Origin of the sequence: Ornithinibacillus xuwenensis (genome assembly GCF_039614845.1) — a bacterium.
In the GTDB taxonomy this organism is placed as follows: Bacteria; Bacillota; Bacilli; order Bacillales; family Amphibacillaceae; genus Ornithinibacillus; species Ornithinibacillus xuwenensis.
On record NZ_JBDIML010000001.1, the window covers coordinates 203,659 to 224,616 of the forward strand.

37 protein-coding genes are annotated in these 20,958 nt (G+C 35.0%); 36 read left to right on the forward strand and 1 reads right to left on the reverse strand.

The window, feature by feature from the left end; all coding sequences use genetic code 11:
- Positions 1-45: 45 nt before the first annotated feature.
- The 12 genes from ABC228_RS01245 (at position 46) to ABC228_RS01300 (ending at position 5,749) form a co-directional block, all read left to right on the forward strand.
- On the forward strand, positions 46-561 hold the full coding sequence (locus tag ABC228_RS01245) for a hypothetical protein (protein ID WP_345823273.1): 516 nt from the start codon (positions 46-48) through the stop codon (positions 559-561).
- Entirely contained in the window at positions 558-842 is a 285-nt protein-coding gene (locus tag ABC228_RS01250; RefSeq protein WP_345823274.1) for a hypothetical protein, read from the forward strand. Before ABC228_RS01245 ends, ABC228_RS01250 begins: the two co-directional genes overlap by 4 nt.
- Before the next feature lie 356 nt (positions 843-1,198).
- Positions 1,199-1,414: a hypothetical protein gene (locus ABC228_RS01255; protein WP_345823275.1), complete on the forward strand. Its 216-nt coding sequence runs from the start codon at positions 1,199-1,201 to the stop codon at positions 1,412-1,414.
- Between the two features lie 73 nt (positions 1,415-1,487).
- Entirely contained in the window at positions 1,488-2,444 is a 957-nt protein-coding gene (locus tag ABC228_RS01260) for a YqaJ viral recombinase family nuclease (RefSeq protein WP_345824143.1), read from the forward strand.
- A 1-nt stretch (position 2,445) separates the two neighbouring features.
- Positions 2,446-3,243 carry a recombinase RecT gene (locus tag ABC228_RS01265; protein ID WP_345823276.1) on the forward strand — a complete coding sequence of 266 codons (798 nt, stop codon included), beginning with the start codon at positions 2,446-2,448 and terminating at the stop codon, positions 3,241-3,243.
- Entirely contained in the window at positions 3,227-3,400 is a 174-nt protein-coding gene (locus ABC228_RS01270; protein ID WP_345824167.1) for a hypothetical protein, read from the forward strand. The genes ABC228_RS01265 and ABC228_RS01270 overlap by 17 nt, the downstream gene beginning before the upstream one ends.
- Before the next feature lie 12 nt (positions 3,401-3,412).
- Positions 3,413-4,348, forward strand: coding sequence for a Lin1244/Lin1753 domain-containing protein (locus tag ABC228_RS01275; RefSeq protein ID WP_345823277.1), 936 nt, complete (start codon positions 3,413-3,415; stop codon positions 4,346-4,348).
- Positions 4,349-4,633, forward strand: a complete 285-nt coding sequence (locus ABC228_RS01280) for a hypothetical protein (protein WP_345823278.1) — start codon at positions 4,349-4,351, stop codon at positions 4,631-4,633.
- Complete coding sequence (locus tag ABC228_RS01285; protein ID WP_345823279.1) at positions 4,614-4,988, forward strand: hypothetical protein; 375 nt, start codon at positions 4,614-4,616, stop codon at positions 4,986-4,988. The genes ABC228_RS01280 and ABC228_RS01285 overlap by 20 nt, the downstream gene beginning before the upstream one ends.
- Positions 4,989-4,990: 2 nt before the next feature.
- Complete coding sequence (locus tag ABC228_RS01290) at positions 4,991-5,209, forward strand: hypothetical protein (protein WP_345823280.1); 219 nt, start codon at positions 4,991-4,993, stop codon at positions 5,207-5,209.
- A gap of 5 nt (positions 5,210-5,214) precedes the next feature.
- Positions 5,215-5,349 (forward strand): hypothetical protein, encoded by a 135-nt coding sequence (locus ABC228_RS01295; protein ID WP_345823281.1) that lies wholly within the window; start codon positions 5,215-5,217, stop codon positions 5,347-5,349.
- 4 nt (positions 5,350-5,353) lie between these two features.
- Positions 5,354-5,749: a 3D domain-containing protein gene (locus ABC228_RS01300; RefSeq protein WP_345823282.1), complete on the forward strand. Its 396-nt coding sequence runs from the start codon at positions 5,354-5,356 to the stop codon at positions 5,747-5,749.
- Between the two features lie 13 nt (positions 5,750-5,762).
- Here ABC228_RS01300 and ABC228_RS01305 read toward each other — a convergent pair whose 3' ends face one another.
- Positions 5,763-6,311 carry a CBO0543 family protein gene (locus ABC228_RS01305; RefSeq protein ID WP_345823283.1) on the reverse strand — a complete coding sequence of 183 codons (549 nt, stop codon included), beginning with the start codon at positions 6,309-6,311 and terminating at the stop codon, positions 5,763-5,765.
- Between the two features lie 360 nt (positions 6,312-6,671).
- Here ABC228_RS01305 and ABC228_RS01310 point away from each other — a divergent pair, with 360 nt between their 5' ends.
- The 24 genes from ABC228_RS01310 to ABC228_RS01425 all read left to right on the forward strand — a co-directional run bounded on the left by ABC228_RS01310 (position 6,672) and on the right by ABC228_RS01425 (position 20,944).
- Positions 6,672-6,992: a MazG-like family protein gene (locus tag ABC228_RS01310; protein ID WP_345823284.1), complete on the forward strand. Its 321-nt coding sequence runs from the start codon at positions 6,672-6,674 to the stop codon at positions 6,990-6,992.
- A complete protein-coding gene (locus ABC228_RS01315) occupies positions 6,992-7,198 on the forward strand; it encodes a Fur-regulated basic protein FbpA (RefSeq protein WP_345823285.1) in 207 nt (68 codons plus the stop codon). The genes ABC228_RS01310 and ABC228_RS01315 overlap by 1 nt, the downstream gene beginning before the upstream one ends.
- Positions 7,195-7,617: a DUF1064 domain-containing protein gene (locus ABC228_RS01320; protein ID WP_345823286.1), complete on the forward strand. Its 423-nt coding sequence runs from the start codon at positions 7,195-7,197 to the stop codon at positions 7,615-7,617. Before ABC228_RS01315 ends, ABC228_RS01320 begins: the two co-directional genes overlap by 4 nt.
- A gap of 215 nt (positions 7,618-7,832) precedes the next feature.
- Positions 7,833-8,039, forward strand: a complete 207-nt coding sequence (locus tag ABC228_RS01325; RefSeq protein WP_345823287.1) for an XtrA/YqaO family protein — start codon at positions 7,833-7,835, stop codon at positions 8,037-8,039.
- Positions 8,036-8,830 carry a hypothetical protein gene (locus ABC228_RS01330; RefSeq protein ID WP_345823288.1) on the forward strand — a complete coding sequence of 265 codons (795 nt, stop codon included), beginning with the start codon at positions 8,036-8,038 and terminating at the stop codon, positions 8,828-8,830. The genes ABC228_RS01325 and ABC228_RS01330 overlap by 4 nt, the downstream gene beginning before the upstream one ends.
- Positions 8,831-8,935: 105 nt before the next feature.
- Positions 8,936-9,424: a sigma-70 family RNA polymerase sigma factor gene (locus ABC228_RS01335; RefSeq protein ID WP_345823289.1), complete on the forward strand. Its 489-nt coding sequence runs from the start codon at positions 8,936-8,938 to the stop codon at positions 9,422-9,424.
- 142 nt (positions 9,425-9,566) lie between these two features.
- Positions 9,567-10,121: a hypothetical protein gene (locus tag ABC228_RS01340; RefSeq protein WP_345823290.1), complete on the forward strand. Its 555-nt coding sequence runs from the start codon at positions 9,567-9,569 to the stop codon at positions 10,119-10,121.
- Positions 10,122-10,202: 81 nt separating this feature from the next.
- Complete coding sequence (locus ABC228_RS01345; protein ID WP_345823291.1) at positions 10,203-11,159, forward strand: nuclease-related domain-containing protein; 957 nt, start codon at positions 10,203-10,205, stop codon at positions 11,157-11,159.
- Between the two features lie 109 nt (positions 11,160-11,268).
- Positions 11,269-11,880: a hypothetical protein gene (locus ABC228_RS01350; protein ID WP_345823292.1), complete on the forward strand. Its 612-nt coding sequence runs from the start codon at positions 11,269-11,271 to the stop codon at positions 11,878-11,880.
- 69 nt (positions 11,881-11,949) lie between these two features.
- The gene (locus tag ABC228_RS01355) at positions 11,950-12,402 is read left to right on the forward strand and encodes a terminase small subunit (RefSeq protein WP_345823293.1); all 453 of its coding nucleotides are present in this window, start codon (positions 11,950-11,952) and stop codon (positions 12,400-12,402) included.
- Positions 12,386-13,630 carry a PBSX family phage terminase large subunit gene (locus ABC228_RS01360; protein ID WP_345823294.1) on the forward strand — a complete coding sequence of 415 codons (1,245 nt, stop codon included), beginning with the start codon at positions 12,386-12,388 and terminating at the stop codon, positions 13,628-13,630. The genes ABC228_RS01355 and ABC228_RS01360 overlap by 17 nt, the downstream gene beginning before the upstream one ends.
- A gap of 13 nt (positions 13,631-13,643) precedes the next feature.
- Positions 13,644-15,071 (forward strand): phage portal protein, encoded by a 1,428-nt coding sequence (locus ABC228_RS01365; RefSeq protein WP_345823295.1) that lies wholly within the window; start codon positions 13,644-13,646, stop codon positions 15,069-15,071.
- Positions 15,058-16,317, forward strand: coding sequence for a phage minor head protein (locus ABC228_RS01370; RefSeq protein ID WP_345823296.1), 1,260 nt, complete (start codon positions 15,058-15,060; stop codon positions 16,315-16,317). The genes ABC228_RS01365 and ABC228_RS01370 overlap by 14 nt, the downstream gene beginning before the upstream one ends.
- Complete coding sequence (locus ABC228_RS01375) at positions 16,310-16,594, forward strand: hypothetical protein (RefSeq protein ID WP_345823297.1); 285 nt, start codon at positions 16,310-16,312, stop codon at positions 16,592-16,594. The genes ABC228_RS01370 and ABC228_RS01375 overlap by 8 nt, the downstream gene beginning before the upstream one ends.
- Before the next feature lie 146 nt (positions 16,595-16,740).
- Positions 16,741-17,370 (forward strand): phage scaffolding protein, encoded by a 630-nt coding sequence (locus ABC228_RS01380; RefSeq protein WP_345823298.1) that lies wholly within the window; start codon positions 16,741-16,743, stop codon positions 17,368-17,370.
- A 6-nt stretch (positions 17,371-17,376) separates the two neighbouring features.
- A complete protein-coding gene (locus ABC228_RS01385) occupies positions 17,377-18,324 on the forward strand; it encodes an SU10 major capsid protein (RefSeq protein WP_345823299.1) in 948 nt (315 codons plus the stop codon).
- A 46-nt stretch (positions 18,325-18,370) separates the two neighbouring features.
- Positions 18,371-18,532, forward strand: a complete 162-nt coding sequence (locus tag ABC228_RS01390; RefSeq protein ID WP_345823300.1) for a head fiber protein — start codon at positions 18,371-18,373, stop codon at positions 18,530-18,532.
- Between the two features lies 1 nt (position 18,533).
- On the forward strand, positions 18,534-18,845 hold the full coding sequence (locus ABC228_RS01395) for a hypothetical protein (RefSeq protein WP_345823301.1): 312 nt from the start codon (positions 18,534-18,536) through the stop codon (positions 18,843-18,845).
- Positions 18,832-18,972 carry a hypothetical protein gene (locus ABC228_RS01400; protein WP_345823302.1) on the forward strand — a complete coding sequence of 47 codons (141 nt, stop codon included), beginning with the start codon at positions 18,832-18,834 and terminating at the stop codon, positions 18,970-18,972. The genes ABC228_RS01395 and ABC228_RS01400 overlap by 14 nt, the downstream gene beginning before the upstream one ends.
- An 8-nt stretch (positions 18,973-18,980) precedes the next feature.
- Positions 18,981-19,301, forward strand: coding sequence for a phage head-tail connector protein (locus tag ABC228_RS01405; protein ID WP_345823303.1), 321 nt, complete (start codon positions 18,981-18,983; stop codon positions 19,299-19,301).
- The gene (locus ABC228_RS01410; RefSeq protein WP_345823304.1) at positions 19,301-19,612 is read left to right on the forward strand and encodes a phage head closure protein; all 312 of its coding nucleotides are present in this window, start codon (positions 19,301-19,303) and stop codon (positions 19,610-19,612) included. The genes ABC228_RS01405 and ABC228_RS01410 overlap by 1 nt, the downstream gene beginning before the upstream one ends.
- Positions 19,609-20,037, forward strand: a complete 429-nt coding sequence (locus ABC228_RS01415; RefSeq protein ID WP_345823305.1) for an HK97-gp10 family putative phage morphogenesis protein — start codon at positions 19,609-19,611, stop codon at positions 20,035-20,037. The genes ABC228_RS01410 and ABC228_RS01415 overlap by 4 nt, the downstream gene beginning before the upstream one ends.
- A 2-nt stretch (positions 20,038-20,039) precedes the next feature.
- Entirely contained in the window at positions 20,040-20,438 is a 399-nt protein-coding gene (locus tag ABC228_RS01420; protein ID WP_345823306.1) for a DUF3168 domain-containing protein, read from the forward strand.
- 11 nt (positions 20,439-20,449) lie between these two features.
- Positions 20,450-20,944, forward strand: a complete 495-nt coding sequence (locus tag ABC228_RS01425; protein WP_345823307.1) for a phage major tail protein, TP901-1 family — start codon at positions 20,450-20,452, stop codon at positions 20,942-20,944.
- Positions 20,945-20,958: the final 14 nt, after the last annotated feature.

Genomic DNA, 20,958 nt, shown 5'->3' on the forward strand with positions numbered 1-20,958 from the left:
TAAAACTAAATACAGTAAGTTTCACAAAATGAGGAGGAAAAATGAATGAAGGTAGGCAAGGCAATTAAAGGACTAATGGAAAGGACGAGATTAACTGGTGAACAAATGGCGATGGACTTGTATACAAGCAGTTCGAACATATCAGCCATGAAGCATAGTAAACGGAATATGCAACGAGACTTAGCGAAGCGTTCACTAGAAGTGTATGAAGATGCTACATACAACATGGAAATAACTCATGAATTTTCAAACGGATATACAGCGCCAGTTATCAGTGGAGATGCTATAGATCGCTCTAATCACTTAGCAGTAATGGTCGCAGCTCGAAAAGAAATTGATGAAGTAGAAGAAGTAATGCAGCTAGAGAGGTTTTTACGAAATCCAAATTTAGCAACAAATCAAGAAAGAGAAAGTGCAATGAAAGTATATAAGGAATCGAAAGAAGCTGCAGATATACTTTATAACCTATGTGCTAGGTTATCAGAAGCTTATGATTTCTCGCCTAGAGAAATGAACAATCAAGTATTAAAAAAGTGGAAAGCAACGGAGGTAGTGAAATGAAATTACATCAACATTTTTTACCACAAGATTTAAAACAAGCTAGTGAAGAGTACTGGTGTGTCGTTGATTTACTCGAAGTTATTACCAAGGATATTCAAAAGGGTGATATTGAACTAGCAAAACATCGTTCTACTGACTTAACTAGGTCACTACATGAGATGTCACAATTAGCTCATAAAAAGCAGATTGTAGATCGTCACAGAGAAATTGTAAAACAAATGCATCATGATGCTATTCAATTCCAGATAATGCGGAGTGTCTACAGTGATAGAAAAATATAGAGATTGGTTTATTGTAGGAGCATTTATCGCAGCATGTGTGTTCTTTCTAATATGTAGCAAGTTGAGTGCACTTTAAATTGAGAGGGACAAAGTTATGAGTAAAAAAAGACAAAAAAATAACTCGTGCGGGAACACGAATTATTAAATCTAGGGAAATTGCTAACCTGACAAGAGGTTACTTTAATTTTACTACTCTACCCCTTAAAAGGCAAGGACTTTAGTCCTTCCTTCCAGAGCATAGGAGCGTTTAGACTGGCATCTATCCCCCGCGTTCCTTCTCTGGAAGGGTTGACTAACCCACAGCGCGTTCGATACCTGCTGTTAAAAGTCAAATACATAGGAAAGGAGGGTAGCGTATGGATCATCCGGCAGTAGCTTTAATGGAAAGGACAGGCATGCCACCATATAGTCCTAGACGAGAAGAGTATGGAACAGATGCATTAGGGAATGAAGTGTTTGTAGGTGAGGAGATTATGGTGCTTGAGGATGATTTCTTCTTAGTTGAAGAACTTACAGCACAGAGCAAAGAGATTCTTGAAATGTATGGAGCAACTTACAAAATTGCTGCATAAAAATAGACCATTCGGACAAATGGTCTACCTGTAACAAATTAGATTTATGCCTTTATTATAAGCAATTTTTGTAATAAAGACAAGGGAGGTTCAGTTAGTGGTAAAAAGTACAGTAGAAATGAGCCATCAAGAATGGCTCCAAGAACGAACAAAAGGTATAGGTGGTAGTGATGCCTCTATCATACTAGGTCTTAATAAATGGAAAACGCCGTTTGAATTATGGCTTGAGAAAACCGGTCAATCCATAGTAGAGGATTCGGCAAGAGAAGCTGCATACTTTGGAAACATTCTCGAAGATATGGTTGCTAAAGAGTTTGAAATTAGGTCAGGTAAAAAAGTACGAAGAAACAACTTCATGTTACAACATCCAGAGCACCCATTCATCATGGCAAACATTGACCGTAAAGTTGTAGGCGAGAATGCAATTTTGGAATGTAAAACGGCTAGTGTATATCTAGCGAAGGACTGGGAGAGCGAGGAAATACCAGATAGTTATCTGGTCCAAGTTCAGCACTATTTGGGTGTAACAGGATATAACAAAGCATATATTGCAGTTTTAATTGGTGGACAACGCTTCATCTGGAAAGAAATCGAGCGTGATGACGAACTAATCAAAATGATATTCGATGCCGAAATTCACTTCTGGAACCATCATGTATTAGAGAAAAATCCTCCTGCACTGGATGGATCTAGTGCTGCTGAAAAGTTTCTAAAAGAACGATATGAGCAAGCCGAGAAAGGTAAAACGATTGACCTATCATTCAGTTATAAGGAGAAACTTGACAGCTTACAGGAAATCAAAGCTAATATCAAACAGCTGCAGGAATTAGCGAAGCAAACAGAAAATGAAATCAAATATGAATTGAAGGATGCTGAGGTTGGATTTGTTCAAAACTATGAGGTTAGTTGGAAGGAAATCACTTCTAATCGTGTTGATAGCAAGCGATTAAAGAATGACTTTCCTAACATCTATGAACAAGTATTAAAGCCTTCGTCATATCGCAAATTCAATGTAAAGGAGATTGGTTAAATTGGCTACAAACAACAGTCTTAAAAATCAAATAGCAAATAAAAGTCAAGGGGGTAACCAAGTTAACCCTAACAACCTTGGATTAAAACAATTACTAAGTGCCCCGACAATGAAAAAGAAGTTTGAAGATGTGCTTGATAAGAAGGCACCACAATTCATGTCTTCCTTGTTGAATCTATATTCAAATGACTCTTACCTTCAAAAAACCGAACCAATGTCTGTAGTAACTAGTGCGCTTGTTGCAGCTACGCTTGATTTACCAGTAGATAAAAACTTAGGGTATGCATGGATAGTTCCATACAGTGGTAAGGCAAGCTTTCAACTTGGTTACAAAGGATATATTCAATTAGCTCTACGAACTGGTCAATACAAGAATATCAACGTCATTGAAGTTTATGAAGGTGAGTTAAAGAAGTGGAACAGGCTTACAGAAGAAATAGAGCTTGATTTTGAAGCGCGAGATTCGGACAAGGTAATTGGTTATACAGGATATTTCGAGCTCGTAAATGGCTTTAGAAAGACTGTTTACTGGTCTAAAGAGGAAGTAGAAAAGCACAAAAAGCGCTTTAGTAAGTCTGATTTTGGTTGGAAGAATGATTGGGATGCTATGGCAAAGAAAACTGTTATTCGAAACATGCTGAACAAATGGGGCATTCTTTCTATTGATATGCAAAAGGCATATGTAGAAGATGAACGTGATCCAGTTACAACGATAACAACTGAGGATGACAATATTATTGACGCAGAGTTTACTGAGGAAACAAACCAAGAAGAAATAAACTTTGATGACAATGAATAATAACATATCACACGTAAAGCTCCCAGAATGGATCTGGGAGCAAGCACGTGACCAAGAGCATATGAAACAACTTGTACTAAAGTATATGCAGCGTTATCCAGGATATACCATCAAAAAAGTAAAAGGTAGATTTGCAGTTTGTGAGATTAACAGGTAATGGGGTGAGGTAATGGTTAGGCCAATAAAGGAAGGTCTTGATTACTTCCCACTAGATGTTGACATAGATCAGGACGACAAAATCGCATTAATTGAAGCCAACCATGGACTAGAGGGTTTTGGTGTAGTGATTAAGATATTAATGAAAATCTATGACAACAGTTACTTCTATCAGTGGGGAGAAAAGGAACAATTATTATTCTCTAGAAGAGTTAATGTCAACATAAACCAAGTTAATGTCATCATTAATGATTGTATTAAATGGGGATTGTTTTCAGAATTGCTATATGAAAAACAACAAATCCTTAGTTCTAAAGGGATTCAAAAGCGATATTTAGAAGCATCATCTAGAAGGAAGAAAGTAGAAATAAATGCAAATTACCTATTATTGGACAAAAAAGAGGTTAATGCATACAAGAACTTAGTTATTGTCAACATTAACTCGATAGATGATGACATTAGTACACAAAGTAAAGTAGAGGAAAGTAAAGGAAAGGAAAGTAAAGAGAAAGTAGAAGAAAAAGAAGACTCGGCAACTACTACTTCAGATGCAATTGTTTTTTATCAAAATAACTTTGGAGTAATAAATCCATTTGTGTCTGAGGAAATGATCTCATGGATAAATGATTTAGGTGAGGACATGGTGCTTCTTGCATTAAGTAGAACTCTAGAACGAAACAAAACTAGTTGGGGATATGCCAAGAGTATTCTTCAATCTTGGAATAAGAAGAACATCAAAACTATTGAACAAGCGCAAGCTGAGGAAGTCAACTTTCAAAACCAACAAGCTAATAGGAAATCTTATCATCCAAAATCAAAAGAGGTTGTACCTGATTGGTTTGCTAACCGTAAAAAGCCATCTGACAAGTTACCGAATGAACCAGAAGAGACAGAAGAAGATGTGGCAGCAATGCTAGAAAGTTATAAACAAAGAGCTGGTGGTAGCTAAATGGCTATCATCGAGCGTAAGAAAAAGAGTCGTAAGGAATTCTTGGAGAATGGACGTAGTGGTCTAGTTTACGTACTTGGTAAATATGAAAATGTGTTTTCTGAAAGTCTACTAGAAGAAATAACGGAACTCTATGAAGAAGGCTATGAAGTGGAGGACTTAGCTGAAACATTTAATCGGCCGGTAATGGAGATCATCATGGCACTACTACATCAAGCTGATGAGGAAAAGATTACGAGAGCATTTGCTTATAGGAGGGGTAAGGATGGAAATCACAGTAAATGAGCAAGCACAATTGTTTCCACTAGCTTTTAATGATGGTTGGAAACAAATGGCTGGGCATGAAATCAAAGTAGGGGAATATCGCTTCTGTGCGATTCCAAGGGATGAGTATATCAATATTTCCGAAGTAACCACCGGAATGAAATTTTTCGATATCCCAGTAGATTTAACAACTTATCTAATCACGTCAACCAGAGAGGATACGATTAAATACTTTTATCAAGTAGGGGAGCGAATCGTGAAAATTATTACTACGCAACTCGACTTTAATAAAACACTTGAACAAATGAAAGAGAAGTCTTTAGAGACTTGTGGTGAAATGCCAGCAATTGAAAATGTTGAGGTTGGAGAGGGTTAAAGGTGACTGAAAAAATAAAGCGTTGTAAGGCTTGTGAAGAACCTTTTAATTGGGATGATGATGTTGTGGAAGTGAAAAACGAGTTTTACCACAAAGATTGTGTATCGCTTTATCCAACTGGATATTTTGCAATGTTGGATGATGAACCATTAGGAGAAACAGAAAACGAAGATGGAAGCATGGCGTTTGAAATTCTCGAAGAAGACGAATATTTGGAGTAATGAAAATGACTAGAACATTCAACAAAGACGACAAATATCGTCCATTAGTCACCATTAAGAAAGTTAAAGGTAAAGTACCAACCGTGCTTCATGTTAGCAGTAGAAGGTATGTGTATGAACCAGAGGATAAAAGAAGGTGAAAATATGGCAGGAATAATGTTAATCAGTCTCATGTACCCAATGTATATGCAGCCAATCGTGTTAGAAGCACCAGAAACCATGATTGCAGAGGAAACAATAGAATTAGAGAAATACATGATTACAGCTTACACTGCAGGACCAGAATCTACTGGAAAGAGTCCTGGTGATGCGGGATATGGAATTACTGTAAGTGGTGAATATGTGCAAGAAGGTGTGACTGCTGCATGTCCGAAAGAAATTTCATTATACACAGTAGTCGAGATTGAAGGATTAGGAAAGCGTATCTGTCATGATCGAGGTGGAGCAATCAAAGGCAATCGGATAGATGATTATATGCCTTATGTAGAGGATGCATTGGAGTTTAGAGTTCAGGAACTTGAAGTGGAAATTATGGAATAAATATCAGAGTTAATTAGTTCCTTAATGATTTCAGTTTTATAATGAATGCTCTTATAGCAGTTCCAACAACTAAATAAAAGATAAAAGAATAAAAGTAATTCCAATTCGGATATATGACAAGCCTTTTCCATACACAAAATGGTTCACCAACGAAAGCATATATAGTAGCCATAGTAAGTAATGCATAAGTGTAAGTTTTCCAAGTAGTAAAAAATTGGTATATCAGCATAAACGCAACTGGAACCATTGAAATATCGAAAGGGAATGCTCTTGGGAACATAGGGAGTAAAGATGTTGGATATTGCCAAAAGTCTAATTCTGTTCCTAGTATGTCAGTGATAGTAGTTATTTTAATAATAAACATTCCGAATAAAAATATTTCAACCATTCGATTGCGATCAACTAATTTGATCCATACTATCCATGGCAAGATAAAAAATATTACTAGAAGCCACCAATCAAATGTGAATAAATCATACTGCAACCAACCATCAATATCATATTGTAGTGCTTCTTTTTCGAGTTCATTTACTTTGTGGAGGTTTTCGTATTTTCCAGACAAGGCATTATCACCAATCTAATATTTTTATTGCTTTATTAATGTGTCTATTTAAACAATTTTATACAACATATTAAAAATTTATAAAAGCACTCATATCGAGTGCCGAGTTCAGTGGTGAGCTGAATGTTACTTATATCTATGCATGCTACTGTCACGATGCAATAGACAACGATACAGATTGCTAATAATTAGGCTTTCGAATAAGTGAAAAATTTTAAATCTACAGCAAAAGAACACTCAACACGAGTGCTCTTATCTCTGGAGGGTTTAATTGAAAGGAAGACACACTTAATCTTATGCAGGATACACTTGTCTTGGAAACAATTAATTATAAATTATTGAAAGTAAAGGAGGATACCCATGAACGATATAAGCAAATTAACAGACCGAATTGAAATGTGGGCAATTGAGAAAGGTTTGGACGAAGCGCAACCAGAAAAGCAAATGCTGAAAATGGTAGAAGAAGTTGGTGAGTTGTCACAAGGGTTGGCCAAAGGAAATCTAGATCAAGTTGTAGATTCAATTGGAGATGTGTATGTAGTTCTAACAGTCCTAGCAATGCAAATGGATTTAGATATTAGAGATTGTATTGAACAAGCATATGGTGAAATCAAAGACCGTAAAGGGAAAATGGTAAACGGTGTATTTGTTAAAGAAGGCGATCTAAGGGAGGGTGAATAATGAATACTCTCAAATCCATAGACCAGTGTTTACGAGATTCAGAGGTTAAGGCTAGAAAGAATTATTTAATCGGCCAACTTAGGAAAATGGGAATTGAAAAGGCGAAAGATGGTCGAAGCCTAGGTGATTTATCCTTATACTCTTTGGAGTGGATGTATGTTGAGGAGATTAATAAAGCTGCAAAGGCTTATGGGGAAACCGTATGAGTCGAAACAAGTACAGCAACAAGAAAGTAACGGTAGATGGACATAAGTTTGATAGCAAAAGAGAGGCACGATATTACCAACACTTAAAGCTACTAGAACGAGCTGGAGAAATACAAGGATTCATCTTACAACCTAGATACATACTCCAAGAATCATTCAAAAAGTATGGTAAAACACATCGGAAAATCGAGTACGTCGCAGACTTTGAAGTTTATTTGAATGACGGATCTACAGAGGTAATCGATGTAAAGGGAATGATTACGAAGGATTTTGCTATCAAGCGTAAGTTGTTCGATAAGAAATATTCCATGCCACTGAAATTAATGACGTATGACCAACGTTTCGGTGGCTGGATTGAATTAGAAGAGTTAAACAAACTTAAGAAACCTAACAATAACTATAAGAAACTAGCGAGGTGACATCATGAACTATCTAATTATTTTCTATGCAGCACTAACCGTATTATTCGTAGCTTCAATTGGAGGTTATGTTGCAGTTTATAAGAGAGCGAAGGGGAGGGTTGAGGAATGAAACCATGTAAAGAGTGCAGGGTAAAGCCACAGAATAAGAAAAGTTGCTTGTGTGATTCTTGTTATAGGAAAGCTTTATAACTTACAACAGTGGGGGCGGTCAAGTGAGATTAATACCTATTCCGGTGGATGTGGAAATCGGAAAAATACAACTAGATATTGACATAAAAGAAGGAAAATCCCCCTTTATTGTCGTATATTGTCAGGGAGAAGCTAAAATAACGTATCTACCTGAACATGGTGAAACGAAGGTTATAACTCATCAGGGGAAGGTGAAGAGAGTTATGTTTGATGAGGGGGAGGAGTTTTGATTGATCTTCTAACAGTATTATTTTCGATTAGTGCTATTTTTGATATTTTTATTAAAGTATTTTCTATATTAGTATCATTATCCACTATTGTAGTAGGGATTATAGCTATTATTAACATTAGATTTACCAAGAACGCTCTAGATTATAATGAGCGACAATTTAATTTTCTAGTTAAAAATAGTTCACTGGAAAATAATCCAGTATTTCATATTAAAAGAGTAAGTTTTGAAATGAAATCAAAAGCAGAAAGAGTATTACCACTTAATTGGAGTGATAATGAACTAAGTACGGAAATTAAAAATATAGGAAAAGGTGTTGCAAAAGATATAAATATTGAGGTTTCTACTTCAGTTAATCATGAGTATGTTACAAAAATTCATGAATTAATTAATAAATACGAAATCCCAATGAATAACATAAAATTAAATTATAATGCTTATTTCACTGAAATAGATAATCAATTTATCTCTAATGAGAATAAAATGATTTATGAGGATTATGTAATGGCATTACAGAATGAAAATGATGGAATAAACATTCAAATACTAGACCAATTCATAGTTTTTTCTCTTATAGCATTCAATATTAGTTGGAATTCTTTAAAAAACAATGAGGTTAGAGAATTTGATTATGAAGAGTGTATACCAAAATTAATAATTAGAATTGGATATGACAATATTGAAGGAATAAGAAGAAGGTTTGAGTTTATAGGGGAGACATATATAAACAGTCAATTTTTAACGGAAGATAATTTAGTAACAAGGGGTTATTTACAATTTAAAAGAGTATAATATTTATGTTCTACCAGCCAACTGGAGGACACTAAATGATAGCTTAATTGCTATTGTTTGGTGTCCTTTTTAGTTTCAAATAACAAACGCTGTGGGGGCGGTAATATGGAAAACTGGGCAGACAAATTGATCATGGAATATGAGCAAAGCAAGAGAGAATTATACAACATGAAGAACAACTTAGGAAGTTCCGAAATTGATAAATTAGATAAATCGCAAATCAATAGCATGATCGGTACCGTATCAGAAGCAATAGATTGGATGGCGACTGGAAGAGAAACTGGAAAAATGCGAGGAATTGATAAAAGAGCAGCTTATCAACGTGTAGCAATGCAGGATATGGATATGTTTCCATCTTTGGATATTGTTCCAGAGGAAAGAGTACTCGGAGAAGATGAAAAGCGTGTTATTTTTAATATTCTTGCGGAAATGACCCCAAGACAAAGGCAATGCTTTCTTTTGCATACTGTTTATGCATTATCATATTCCGATATATCAAGAGAGTTAAAGATTGGCAGAAGCACTGTTCAAAAACATATCGAACGTGCAAAGGAAAAAATATTTTGTCGTACAAATGTCGTACAGTGTTCTTAGTTAGTGAAAGGGCTCTTATATAGAGCTCTTTTTAATAGTAAGTAATTATTTTTAGAACGATATAAGCAATAATAAAAATGTTATATAGTAGCAGGAAAAAATCTCCTTTTAGTGTAAAATAAATACAAAGGGGGGATTGTAAGTGATAGATAAACAAAACGCAATAGACGCTATAATGAATTTTCTACACGATGAGACGAAGAGAACTTTTTTAGTTAGAGGTTTTGATAATGATGCGAAGGTGAACGCAGTAATTTCTTGTTTGAATAAAGTATTCAGTTTAGGGATTATTCGAACTAGCTCCATGGCAGATATATCCGATCATATTAATCGTGCTTTTAATAGAGATTTATTACCCTATAACGTAAAGTCTACAACCACTTACAAATTAGGAGGAATGAAGGTTAATATAAATAGTTATGTAACTCATACAAAATCTAACCCTAAAGGTAACGATAATACCTTTACTTTATTCCATCCTGTTCAGACAGTGTTAGGTAATCCCAAAAGGTATGATAAATTTCTTCAAGAGCTAAAGAAAACTGATTCAAGAAAAATTATTCTAATTACTACAAACGAATGGAGTATTGACAACTGGGACATTGAAAATCATGTAGATCAAGTTTTCTTTTACAGTGTAGAAAACGATAATCCAAATATTATGGCAAACTTAAGAAGAAACGGAGCAATAACATAGGCTCTTGAATAATCTAAAATTGTTTATTAATAGCAGGAAAATGTTCCGTTATCTGAATGATGGGGAGAAAAGGAATGAATTATGTGGATATATTATATATCAATTATTTGTATTTTAATTATGATTCTTATTTACATAGTAGTAAAACACAAACAAGAACGTAAAAGAACCGGCAAAATGTTCGAAGATGCTAAGGGTGAAATGACTGCAGCTTTAGAAAAGCAAAATGAAAATTTTAATAGAGAAATTGAAAAATTTTATCCTAAGGAAGTTGTAATAGAAGCCTTAAATAAATTGAAAGAAGAAAAAAATAATACTATTATCGAGTACGAGCAAAAGATTTTTGATTTAAATAGTTATATCAAAAATATTGAGGCAAGATTTAGAAATTTCGGGGAAATAAATACCCACAAAATATTAACTGATTTAAAAAAAGATCTAATTAATAGAAATAAAATAACATCTTCTCAGATGAGGATTTTAAGTAATGTATTTGTACCTTTTCGAGCGAATAATGGAGAGGTTCATTCTAGACAAATTGATCACTTAATTATTATGAATAAAGGAATATATATAATAGAGAGTAAATATTGGCGAGGGAATATTATGTATGGTTTATGTAAGAAACATTCTATGGACTTTGGGTTTATTTTAGATTCTTTATACCCTGAAATTAATGATACTGAGGAAAAAACAATAGTATTTATAGACTCTAACAGTGAAACGAATGATAGAGAAATGAAAGTAGTATCTTATGATGATCCTGCCAAACAAGTTAAAAAGACTGCTTGGACATTAAATCAACTGTTGAAAGAGTACAATATGAATATATTTATTACACCAATTATTTACTTTGGACATAAAGAAAAAAAATTTAAAGATTTCACTGAAACTAATTCACCGCAGGTATTTGATAATGAGAATGATTTATGTAACTTCCTAGAAAGTCAATTGTTAAATAGTACAATGGATTATAGTATTGAAGAATTAGAAGCCATAAATAAAATAGTTGAAAAGGTTAATTATTTTCCAAAATGATGCACCCTCTGAGGTGCTTTTTTTAATCCTATCAGTTCAATTTTTTAACGTAATCAATAACTTAATTAATATGATATTTAACCGATAATGTATGAGGGGAGGGATAGAATTGAACTTGAATGATTTCGAATACGGTGGAAGGCTTGAAATATTTAAGATTACCAAAAGAGGAATGTTTTCTAAAACCACCGACAATAAAAATATGAAAGAAATGTATAATATATTATTAGAAGAAGATTATAACACTTTAAGAGTGTTAAGAGCCATTCTCTCAGCGGAAAATGAACGATTTAAACATTTTGCACCAAAATCTGCAATGATAACGTTAATCCTCACTACCTTTTTTGCAATTATCGCAATGTACGTTCTGGCTAGCGTTAATTTAGGTACGCATGTACTTACTAAAGCAATTGATATGGAAATTAATGATATGGAAGAACTATATGGAGAAACTAACTTGTACTTAGAAATGTTTCAATCTAGTAGATTCTTCGAAGAGAATTTTGATAAGGAATTTATCGATAACTTTGATCAATTATCTGATTCATTATATTTTAATAATTTAAAAGACCATCTCAGCTTATTCGGAGCGGTTGTAATTATTATAGGTATCTATTATTTATGGCATTATATTAGATACAGTAGATCCCTGAAATTAAAATTCTTGTTAGACGAAGTTATAGAGATGAAAGTCAATATTGATAGTAAAGATAATGAATAATTTTTTGGACACCTATATGGGTGTCCTTTACTTTTTTATAATATTACTTTAGTGAGGTGATGATATGCCATGAGTAAGAAGAAGTTAACATTAAAACAACAAAAATTTGCTGATGAGTACATCATCACTGGGAATATTGAGAAGGCAGCAATAAAAGCTGGTTATAGTAAGTCTTACGCAAGAGGTAATGCACATAAACTAGTTGCAAATGTGAGTATCAAAGAATATATCAATGAGCGATTGGAAGAAATCAAGACTGAAAAAGTTGCTGATCAACAAGAAGTAATGGAATACCTAACAGCTGTTATGCGTGGGGAAACTCAAGATGAAATGCTAATGATTGTTGGTGATGAAATAGGGACAGAAGTTGAAAGGCATGAGAAGCGATCTGATACTGTAGCTAGAACAAAAGCTGCTGAATTACTAGGTAAACGCTATATGTTATGGACTAACAAAGTACAACATGAAGGAAATATAGAGTTGGTGTTTGAAGATGACTACGGTGATGAAGAAGAAAGTTAAAATAAAATGGAATCCAACCTTTAGAGAAGTAAACGAAAGTAAAAAACGTTATCGAGTGTTAAAGGGTTCTGCTGGTAGTGGAAAGTCCACAAACATAGCTCAAGACTACATCAAAAAGTTGTCTAACAATAAATATAAAGGTGCAAACTTGCTATGTGTACGTAAAGTAGATGTAACCAATCGACACTCCACTTTTTCTGAACTAAAGGCAGCTATAATACGATTGTTTGGTGCTGAATACGAAAATGTATGGAAAATCAATGAATCAACTATGACCTTGAAATGTATTCCAACAGGAAATAGCGTGATTTTCCGAGGTGTGCAACATGAAAAGGATAGAGAAAAATTAAAGTCTATTACATTTGAACAGGGTAAACTTACTTGGATATGGATTGAAGAAGCTACTGAACTATATGAAGCTGATATTGACATATTAGATGACCGGTTACGTGGGATATTAGAAAATTCCAATCTGTACTACCAGATAACATTCACATTTAACCCAGTTAGCGCCACGCATTGGATTAAGAAGAAATATTTTGATTATCAAGATAAAGATATATATACGCATCATTCCACCTATTTACAAAATCGATTTATTGATGATGCTTATCATAGACGTATGATGCGAAGAAAAGAACAAGATCCTGAAGGATATAAAATATACGGACTTGGTGAATGGGGAGAAGTTGGGGGATTGATTCTCAAAAACTTTACTATTCATGAGTTCGATACAAACTTTGAACGATTTGATTCTATGAACCATGGGCAAGACTTTGGTTTCAACCATGCGAATGCAATACTCACTGTTGGATATAAAGATGGTGAGCTTTTTATTTGCGATGAACTTTATGTTCATGAGAAAGATACGAATGAAATTATAGAAATGGCCAATAAAAAAGGAATTGATAAGAAGTTACAAATGTGGTGTGATTCTGCTGAACCTGATCGCATTAAAATGTGGAAAGGTGCTGGTTATCGAGCGAAGGGTGTTAAAAAGAAACCAGGTAGCGTGAATGCCCAGATTGACTTCTTAAAACAAATGAAAATACACATCCATCCTTCTTGTGTTAACACCATTAAAGAAATTCAACAGTGGAAATGGAAAAAAGATGAGAAATTAAATGAATATACAGATGAACCAGTAGATGTTTTTGACGATGCAATGGCAGCTCTTAGATACGCAATTGAACCAAAACGTCGACCTGGAGTTGGAATATTAAAATAAGGTAGGTGAAACCATGTATCCAGATACCTCGACTCATACAGAAGAACTAATTGAATTAATCAAGTCCAATTCTCCAAAGATTACAGATATCCTAAAGGAATACATTGATAAGCACGACACATCGAAAATGGAAGAAGGTGTACGTTATTACTTTAACAAGAGTGATATTACAAGACGTAAGATATACACCTATGAAAATGATCAGAAAGTCTTGGATGAAGATGCAACAAATAATAAAATACCTACAGGATGGCATAAGACACTTGTGGATCAAAAGGTTTCTTATCTCGTTGGTCAACCTATATCAATTAACAGTAAAGAAGAAAATGATCCTTCATTAGAAGAAATAAATGAGGTATTGGGTGATGAGTTAGATGACACATTGCCTGAGTTAGTAAAGAATGCTAGTAATAAGGGGAAAGAGTGGTTGCACGTTTATGTAGATGAACAAGGTAACTTTGATTACATGATTATCCCAGCACAGCAGTTTATCCCGATATATGACAATACAAAGCGTAAGAATCTAATTGCGGGGATACGATTAATTCCACTAGATGATGATACGCTTAAAATTGAGTTTTGGGATGATAAACAAGTAACATTCTTCGAAAAAATAGATGGAGAAATTGTAATAGATGCGTCTGTGGAGGTGAATCCGCAAGCGCATTTTTATTATGGAGATACAGGCTATCCATGGAGTAAGGATGGGAAAGTTGCAATACCATTTATTAAGTTCGCGAACAATGAAGAAGAAGTAAATGATCTAACCTTCTACAAACAGCTTATAGATGCCTTTGAACTTATCATATCGGATACTACCAACACTTTAGAGGATATTCAGTCTTTTATTTACGTGTTGAAAGGATATGAAGGTACAGACTTAAACCAATTTATTACCGAATTGAAGCGTTACAAGGTTATTTCCGTATCAGATGAACAAGGCGCTGGTGTAGATACAGTAAAAGCAGAGATTCCTATCGAAGCAGTAGAAGCACAGTTAAACAGATTGGTAGATATGATTTATCAAGCTGGTCAAGGTGTTAATGTGAATACGGATAAGTTTGGGAACAGTCCTTCTGGTGTTGCTTTAGAGTTTTTATACTCTTTATTGAACATGAAAGCGAACATCTTAGAAAGAAAGTTCACCAAATCATTAAAACAGCTTATGTGGTTTGTATGTGAGTATTTGAGTATCGCTAACAATACAGAAGTGGATTTCCAAAACTACTCTTTCACATTTAATAAGTCCATGATTACGAATGAAGCTGAAAAAGTAACCATGGCGAAAGACTCTATGGGTGTTATCAGTAACAAAACCATTCGTGCTAACCATCCATGGGTGACAGATGCACAACAAGAGGAATTACAAATGGAAGAAGAAGCGAAAAAAAGAGAATCCACCTATCCAGAGATACAGGTGAATGAAGATGAATCAGAATGATATTGATAAAAACTTAGACGATATCATAGACAAAGCCGAAGAAGATATAGAAGTTGTTCATGCCAAACGGATGAAAATACTCTTAAACAGGCTTGAAAAGATGTTTAGAGAGTATACCAAAGATGGTGTGCTAACATATGCGGAAATGGTGAAATACAACCGTATCGAAAAAGAGTTAGAGTTCATGGCGAAAGAGTTTATTACGATGTATTCATACTTAGCTAAAGATATTTTAAAGCTGATGCAACAACAATATTCGGATAACTATTTTCAAAGTGCTTATTTATATGGTTTTGCTGCACATCAATTTTTAGGGTATGGAGCATTAAGTAAGGCAACCATACAAGCAGCAATATCAAATCCTATTCCAGATTTGGAATTACCTAAATTGATGGAACATAACCGCAATCAGATTATTAGGCGTATACGTACAGAAATAACACAGGGTTTACAAGCTGGAGAAGATTATAGCAAGATGGCCAAGCGTATTAAGTATTCGGTAGAATTTTCCTCCCATAAGGCTAAGATGGTAGCGCGAACTGAGGCACATAGAGCGCAAGTACAAGGGAGAATGGATAGTGCAGTACAAGCTTCAAAACATGCTAGCCTAAAGAAAATGTGGGATGGAACTCTCGATAGTCACACAAGATTGTCACATCGTAAACTTGATGGAGCTGTTAAAGAATTACATGGTATTTTTAATGGATTAACTGGCAGTGGTCCAGCACCTGGATTAATGTCATCTGCAGGAGAAAATATAAACTGTCGTTGTACACTAAATTATTTGGTGAATGGTAAAAAGCCACAGCTCAGAAGAGTTAGATTAGTAGGTGGCCAAACAAAAGTTATACCTTATCAGAGTTATGAGGAATGGTATACTAATGAAGTAGAGAGCGGAAATGAATTATCTGTTAGAGATGTGAAACGTTATTCCATGTCATATCGTAAGAAATTGCAAGCACAATTTGACTTTTTTAAAAGTGAAGGGTATTTACTTACTGAACATGCTGTTAATCGAAGTCTTGGTCAAAAGAAGGGGAAAAATAAAAAACAATTCACAAACGAGGACATCTTGGATACTCTAAGAACTGGTAAACAATACTTAGAGGAAAGACCAGAGAAACCTCCAGCGAGAGTTTTTTATAAGAATAATGTAGCAGTTCTTCAAGCAATAGATAACAATCAGATTATCACTATAGTAGATAGACCAAATCCTAAATCGAATTGGAGGGAAATTGATGAATGAGCTATATGAAATGCTTAACACTATAGAAAAGTATCTTAATAAAAAATTAGATCCAGAGACCTTTTCGTATGATTTCCCTGACTTAGTTCGAGAAGGAAAATTTCATGGTTATGATGACACATTACTTGAAGCGATAGGTGATGTATCTGAAGCGTGTGGATTGTATGAACCTCACCCAGGAATAAGAGAAGATTATTCGGGTTGGTATTACGATGAAAAAGAGCTATACGACATCGTAGAAAAGAACTACAAAATAATGACAAAATATAAAGATTAAAGTCATTTCATCTAACAAGATGAGGTGGCTTTTTTATATGACCTGGATATGTCATTAAACTATCTTTTTTATCGTCCGCAGTTATGCGTTAAATAACTATCCTATCGTGGACTTAACCACGTTAAACAATGTAAGGAGAGGTATAGATGAATAGAGAGTTTTTAAAAGGTTTAGAGATTACAGAGGAACATATTGAATTAATCATGAAAGAACATGGCAAGTCCGTGAATTCCATTAAAGATAAGGCTGATAAAGTTGATGGGCTGGAAATTCAGATTCAAGATTATCAACAACAAATTGAGGAACGTGACAAGCAATTAAAAGACTTATCAAAGAAAGCGGTGGGGAATGACGATCTGCAAAAGCAAATTGAAGAATTGCAGGGTGCTAATAAAAAGGTTGCTGATGAGTGGAAAGAAAAGCTACAAAAGCAGACGTTTGATTATGCACTAGATAGAGCAATTACACAAGCTCAAGCACGTAATCCTAAAGCTGTAAGAGCCTTACTTGATACAGAAAATATCAAGTTAGATGGTGATAAGTTATTAGGATTAGAAGAACAATTGGAAGCATTGAAAGAAAAGGAGTCCTACCTATTTGGTGATGATAGACCAGCAGGGTTAAAAGGTAGGGAGCCACACCCAGCAAGTAAACAGGAGCCAAGTAGAGCTCAAAACTTACAGAAACAGTATGATGAAGCAATGCAAAGTGGAAATATGGCTATGGCTGTTTCGTTAAAAAATCAATTATTTCAACTAAATCAAAACGGAGAGTGATTATAAATGCCAACGAACGTAACTGGAACAGGAACAACTTGGAATCTACCAAACTATTCAGGAGAACTATTTACTGCTTCACAAATTAATACACCTTTCTTAACAATGATTGGAGGATTAACAAACGGAGGAAAGCAAACAGCAAACTTTGAATTCCCTACGTACTCTGATTATGATCTTCCTGCTGCAGAGCAACCAGCTATCACAGAGCAACAGTCTTTAACTGCTCCACAAGCGGAGGAAATTACAAGGGGCCAAGCAACAAACGTAACACAAATATTCCATGAGAAGATTTCTATTTCTTATGTAAAACAAGCGAATGGAGGTCGTTTAGAAGGAGTTAATACTGCAGGTCAACAAAACAACGTACCTTCTGAAAAAGACTTCCAAATCGCGCGTAAACTAGAAAAAGTTGCACGTGATGTAAACCACACATTTTTAAACGGAACATTCCAAAAAGCAACAGCTGCTAACGTTGCAAATAAAACACGCGGTATGTTCGAATTAGCTGCAACCATCAATACATTAGCAGCAGCTGGTGCAAATCTTTCTAAAGCATTAATTGACCAATTACTTCTAGAAATGTTCAATAACGGTGCAAAGTTTGAAAATATGGTTCTATTCACTAACGGTTCACAAAAACAGCGTATCTCTAGTGTATACGGGTATGCACCACAAGACCGTAATGTAGGTGGGGTAAACATTCAACAAATTGAAACAGACTTCGGAAACATTGGAATTGTGCTTGACCGAATGGTACCAGCTTCTTCAATTGGTTTATTTGAAATGAGCGAGATTGCTCCTGTGCTTCAACCGGTACCAGGGAAAGGTAACTTCTTTTATGAAGAATTAGCGAAAACAGGTGCTGCAGAAGAAGGGCAATTATTTGGTCAAATTGGTTTAGCTCATGGTCATGCATCGCTACACGGTTCCATCACTGGATTAGCAGTTTAATAGAGGGCGAGAACGCCCTCTTAATCTATTTTAGGGAGTGATTACTTTGGGTAAGTTACAAGAAGACGTGCGCATTGATCCAATTTTAAAAGAAGTTATTAAAATGCCAGCACAAGATAATTCGGTTGCAGCTGATGTGGCAACACTAGTCGCTGATTTTAATTCATTATTACAAAAACTGCGTGATGCAGGATTAATGGAGGGGTAAAATGATTTTTAAAGGTAGTGGTCTTGTATGGGACAAAGAAAACAAAAAAATACTATGCCGATTTGAAGACGGAGAATATAATACAGATGTTAAGCGTGAGCAAATTATTTTAAAAGAATTAGGCTTTCTTCATGAAGAAGAGGAAGCTAAGGATCCTGTCGATTTATCTGGTATGGATGCTAAAGATTTAAAAAAGATTAATAAGGATGATATCAAAGAATATCTTGATGAACAGAAAATTGAATATGAATCTAATGCAAACAAAGACGAACTTATTGCTTTGATTGTAGGTGAACAAGATGGCCAAGAATAAAATAGCTAAAAAGCTCATTAAAATCAAGAAGGGCAATAAGATTATTCAAGTTTTAGAGAAAACTTATCAGTCTGTCTATAAACGTAATGGTTGGCACCTTGTAGAGGAAGAGACTGATAAGAAGTAGGTGATTCCATGACTCTAATCGATGAAATAGCTAAGATGGGTGAAATAGATAAGACAAAATACATGGATTATTTAACAATTATGATTCCGATTCTTGTCGAGTATGCAGAACATAATTGTAATAATACATTCAGTCAGCTAGATGATAATGATCAAATGAATCTTCCAGCGGGTGTAAAACTATTTATCAGTGAGTCTATCAAGCATAAACTATCTTCAAAAGGATTGGCTTCACGTACTATGGGAGAAATTTCTTACTCCTATGATACAGATCTACCAGATAGGGTAATGAATCATTTGAAACCTTATAAGAAAGTGAGGTTCAACTGATGGATGAATTTCCACATACAATAATCTTTCAAGAACTCACAGAAGTAGATGATGGATATGGAGGATATACAGAACAATGGATTGACCTAATTACTACAGAAGCAAATGTACAGCCAATTAATTCTGACCAACAAATTCAAGCACAGCAGTTAACCAGTCCAATTGACCACAATATCTTTTATCCCTTTCGAGAAGGGGTGACAGACTCCATGAGAGTGTTATGGAATGGGAAAACACTGGTATTACGGTCCAAACCATTGGACCAGGGCGGTATGGGTGAAATTCTTCTTGTTAAGGCTGAACTCAAATGAGTATCACAGATTACGGATTTATAGGATTTGAAAATGCAGTAGATAAGTTCGAGAAACGCTTTATCAAGCGTATTAAAGAAATAGTTGCTGAAACTGCTGAAATAATAGCAAGCCAAATGGTTGCTCTTGCACCAGTAGCTGAAATCGACGGTGGAAACCTAAAAAGATCTATTGATGTTAGATATTACAATCATGGTCTTACTGCTATTGTCACTGTAGGTGCAGAATACGCTATTTATGTTGAATTTGGTACAGGTATCTACGCTGAAGAAGGAAAAGGACGCAAGACTCCATGGGTGTATTTTGATACGAAATTAAACCGCTATATATGGACTCGTGGAATGAGTGCACAGCCTTTCTATCGCCCTTCTATTGAAGTGGGAGCACAACACTTTAAAAGCGAATTGAACAAGTTGGGGGCATAATTATGAAAACATCACTCTTGCCCTTGCAAAAGATGTTTATTGATACATTAAGAGCAGATACAGCTTTAATGGATAAGATAACAGGTATTTATGACGATGTATCAAAGAAGGCAATAAAACCATATGTAACTATCGGAGAACCCAATGTGACCCCATTTGATACGAAAACCTCAACTGGTGAAAATATTATATGGACGTTGCATTGTTGGTCCAGTTATAAAGGTAAGAAGGAAACTTATGAAATACTAAATCTAATACTTCAAGCAATGAGTAAATCCCCCTTAACTGTGGATGGGTTTACTCTTTTTCGTATGGAAATAGTCAACATGAATGTCATAACAGATATCGATGGTGAAACAAGACATGGAATCTTACAACTGAGGCTCTATGTTAATGATTAGGAGGGAATTGCATGATAAATGGTAAAGACACAGTTCTACTAGTTCAGCCGATTGATAATACAATAGGTGACCCAGGATTAGTAGTAGCTAACCTTACAGAAAACAGTTATTCAATTGAGAATGAACTAATTGATGAAATGACAAAAATGGGTCGTATTCTTGCATATGGGCAAAACTCTGAATCATTCGAGTTAACAGCTTATGGAGAAAAAGGAGATCCTGGGCAAGAGGCAATCTTGAATGCAATTAAGAATAAAACTGAATTAAAAGTATGGGAAGTTGATACGCTTGCAAATGGAACAGGTACGTATGATGCAGTATTTGCTTATTGCTTAGTGGAATCTGTTGAAAAGTCAAACCCTAATGATTCATTCCAAGAAGTAACAGCTACCTTACAAGTGCGTGGAGAATCGCAGGAAGGAACAATCACAACTTTACCGACTGCACTAACAGATGCACCTTACCCATTTGAATCTCCAGGAGAATCAGGAAAACCAGCAGTATAAGAGGGGAGAAATCC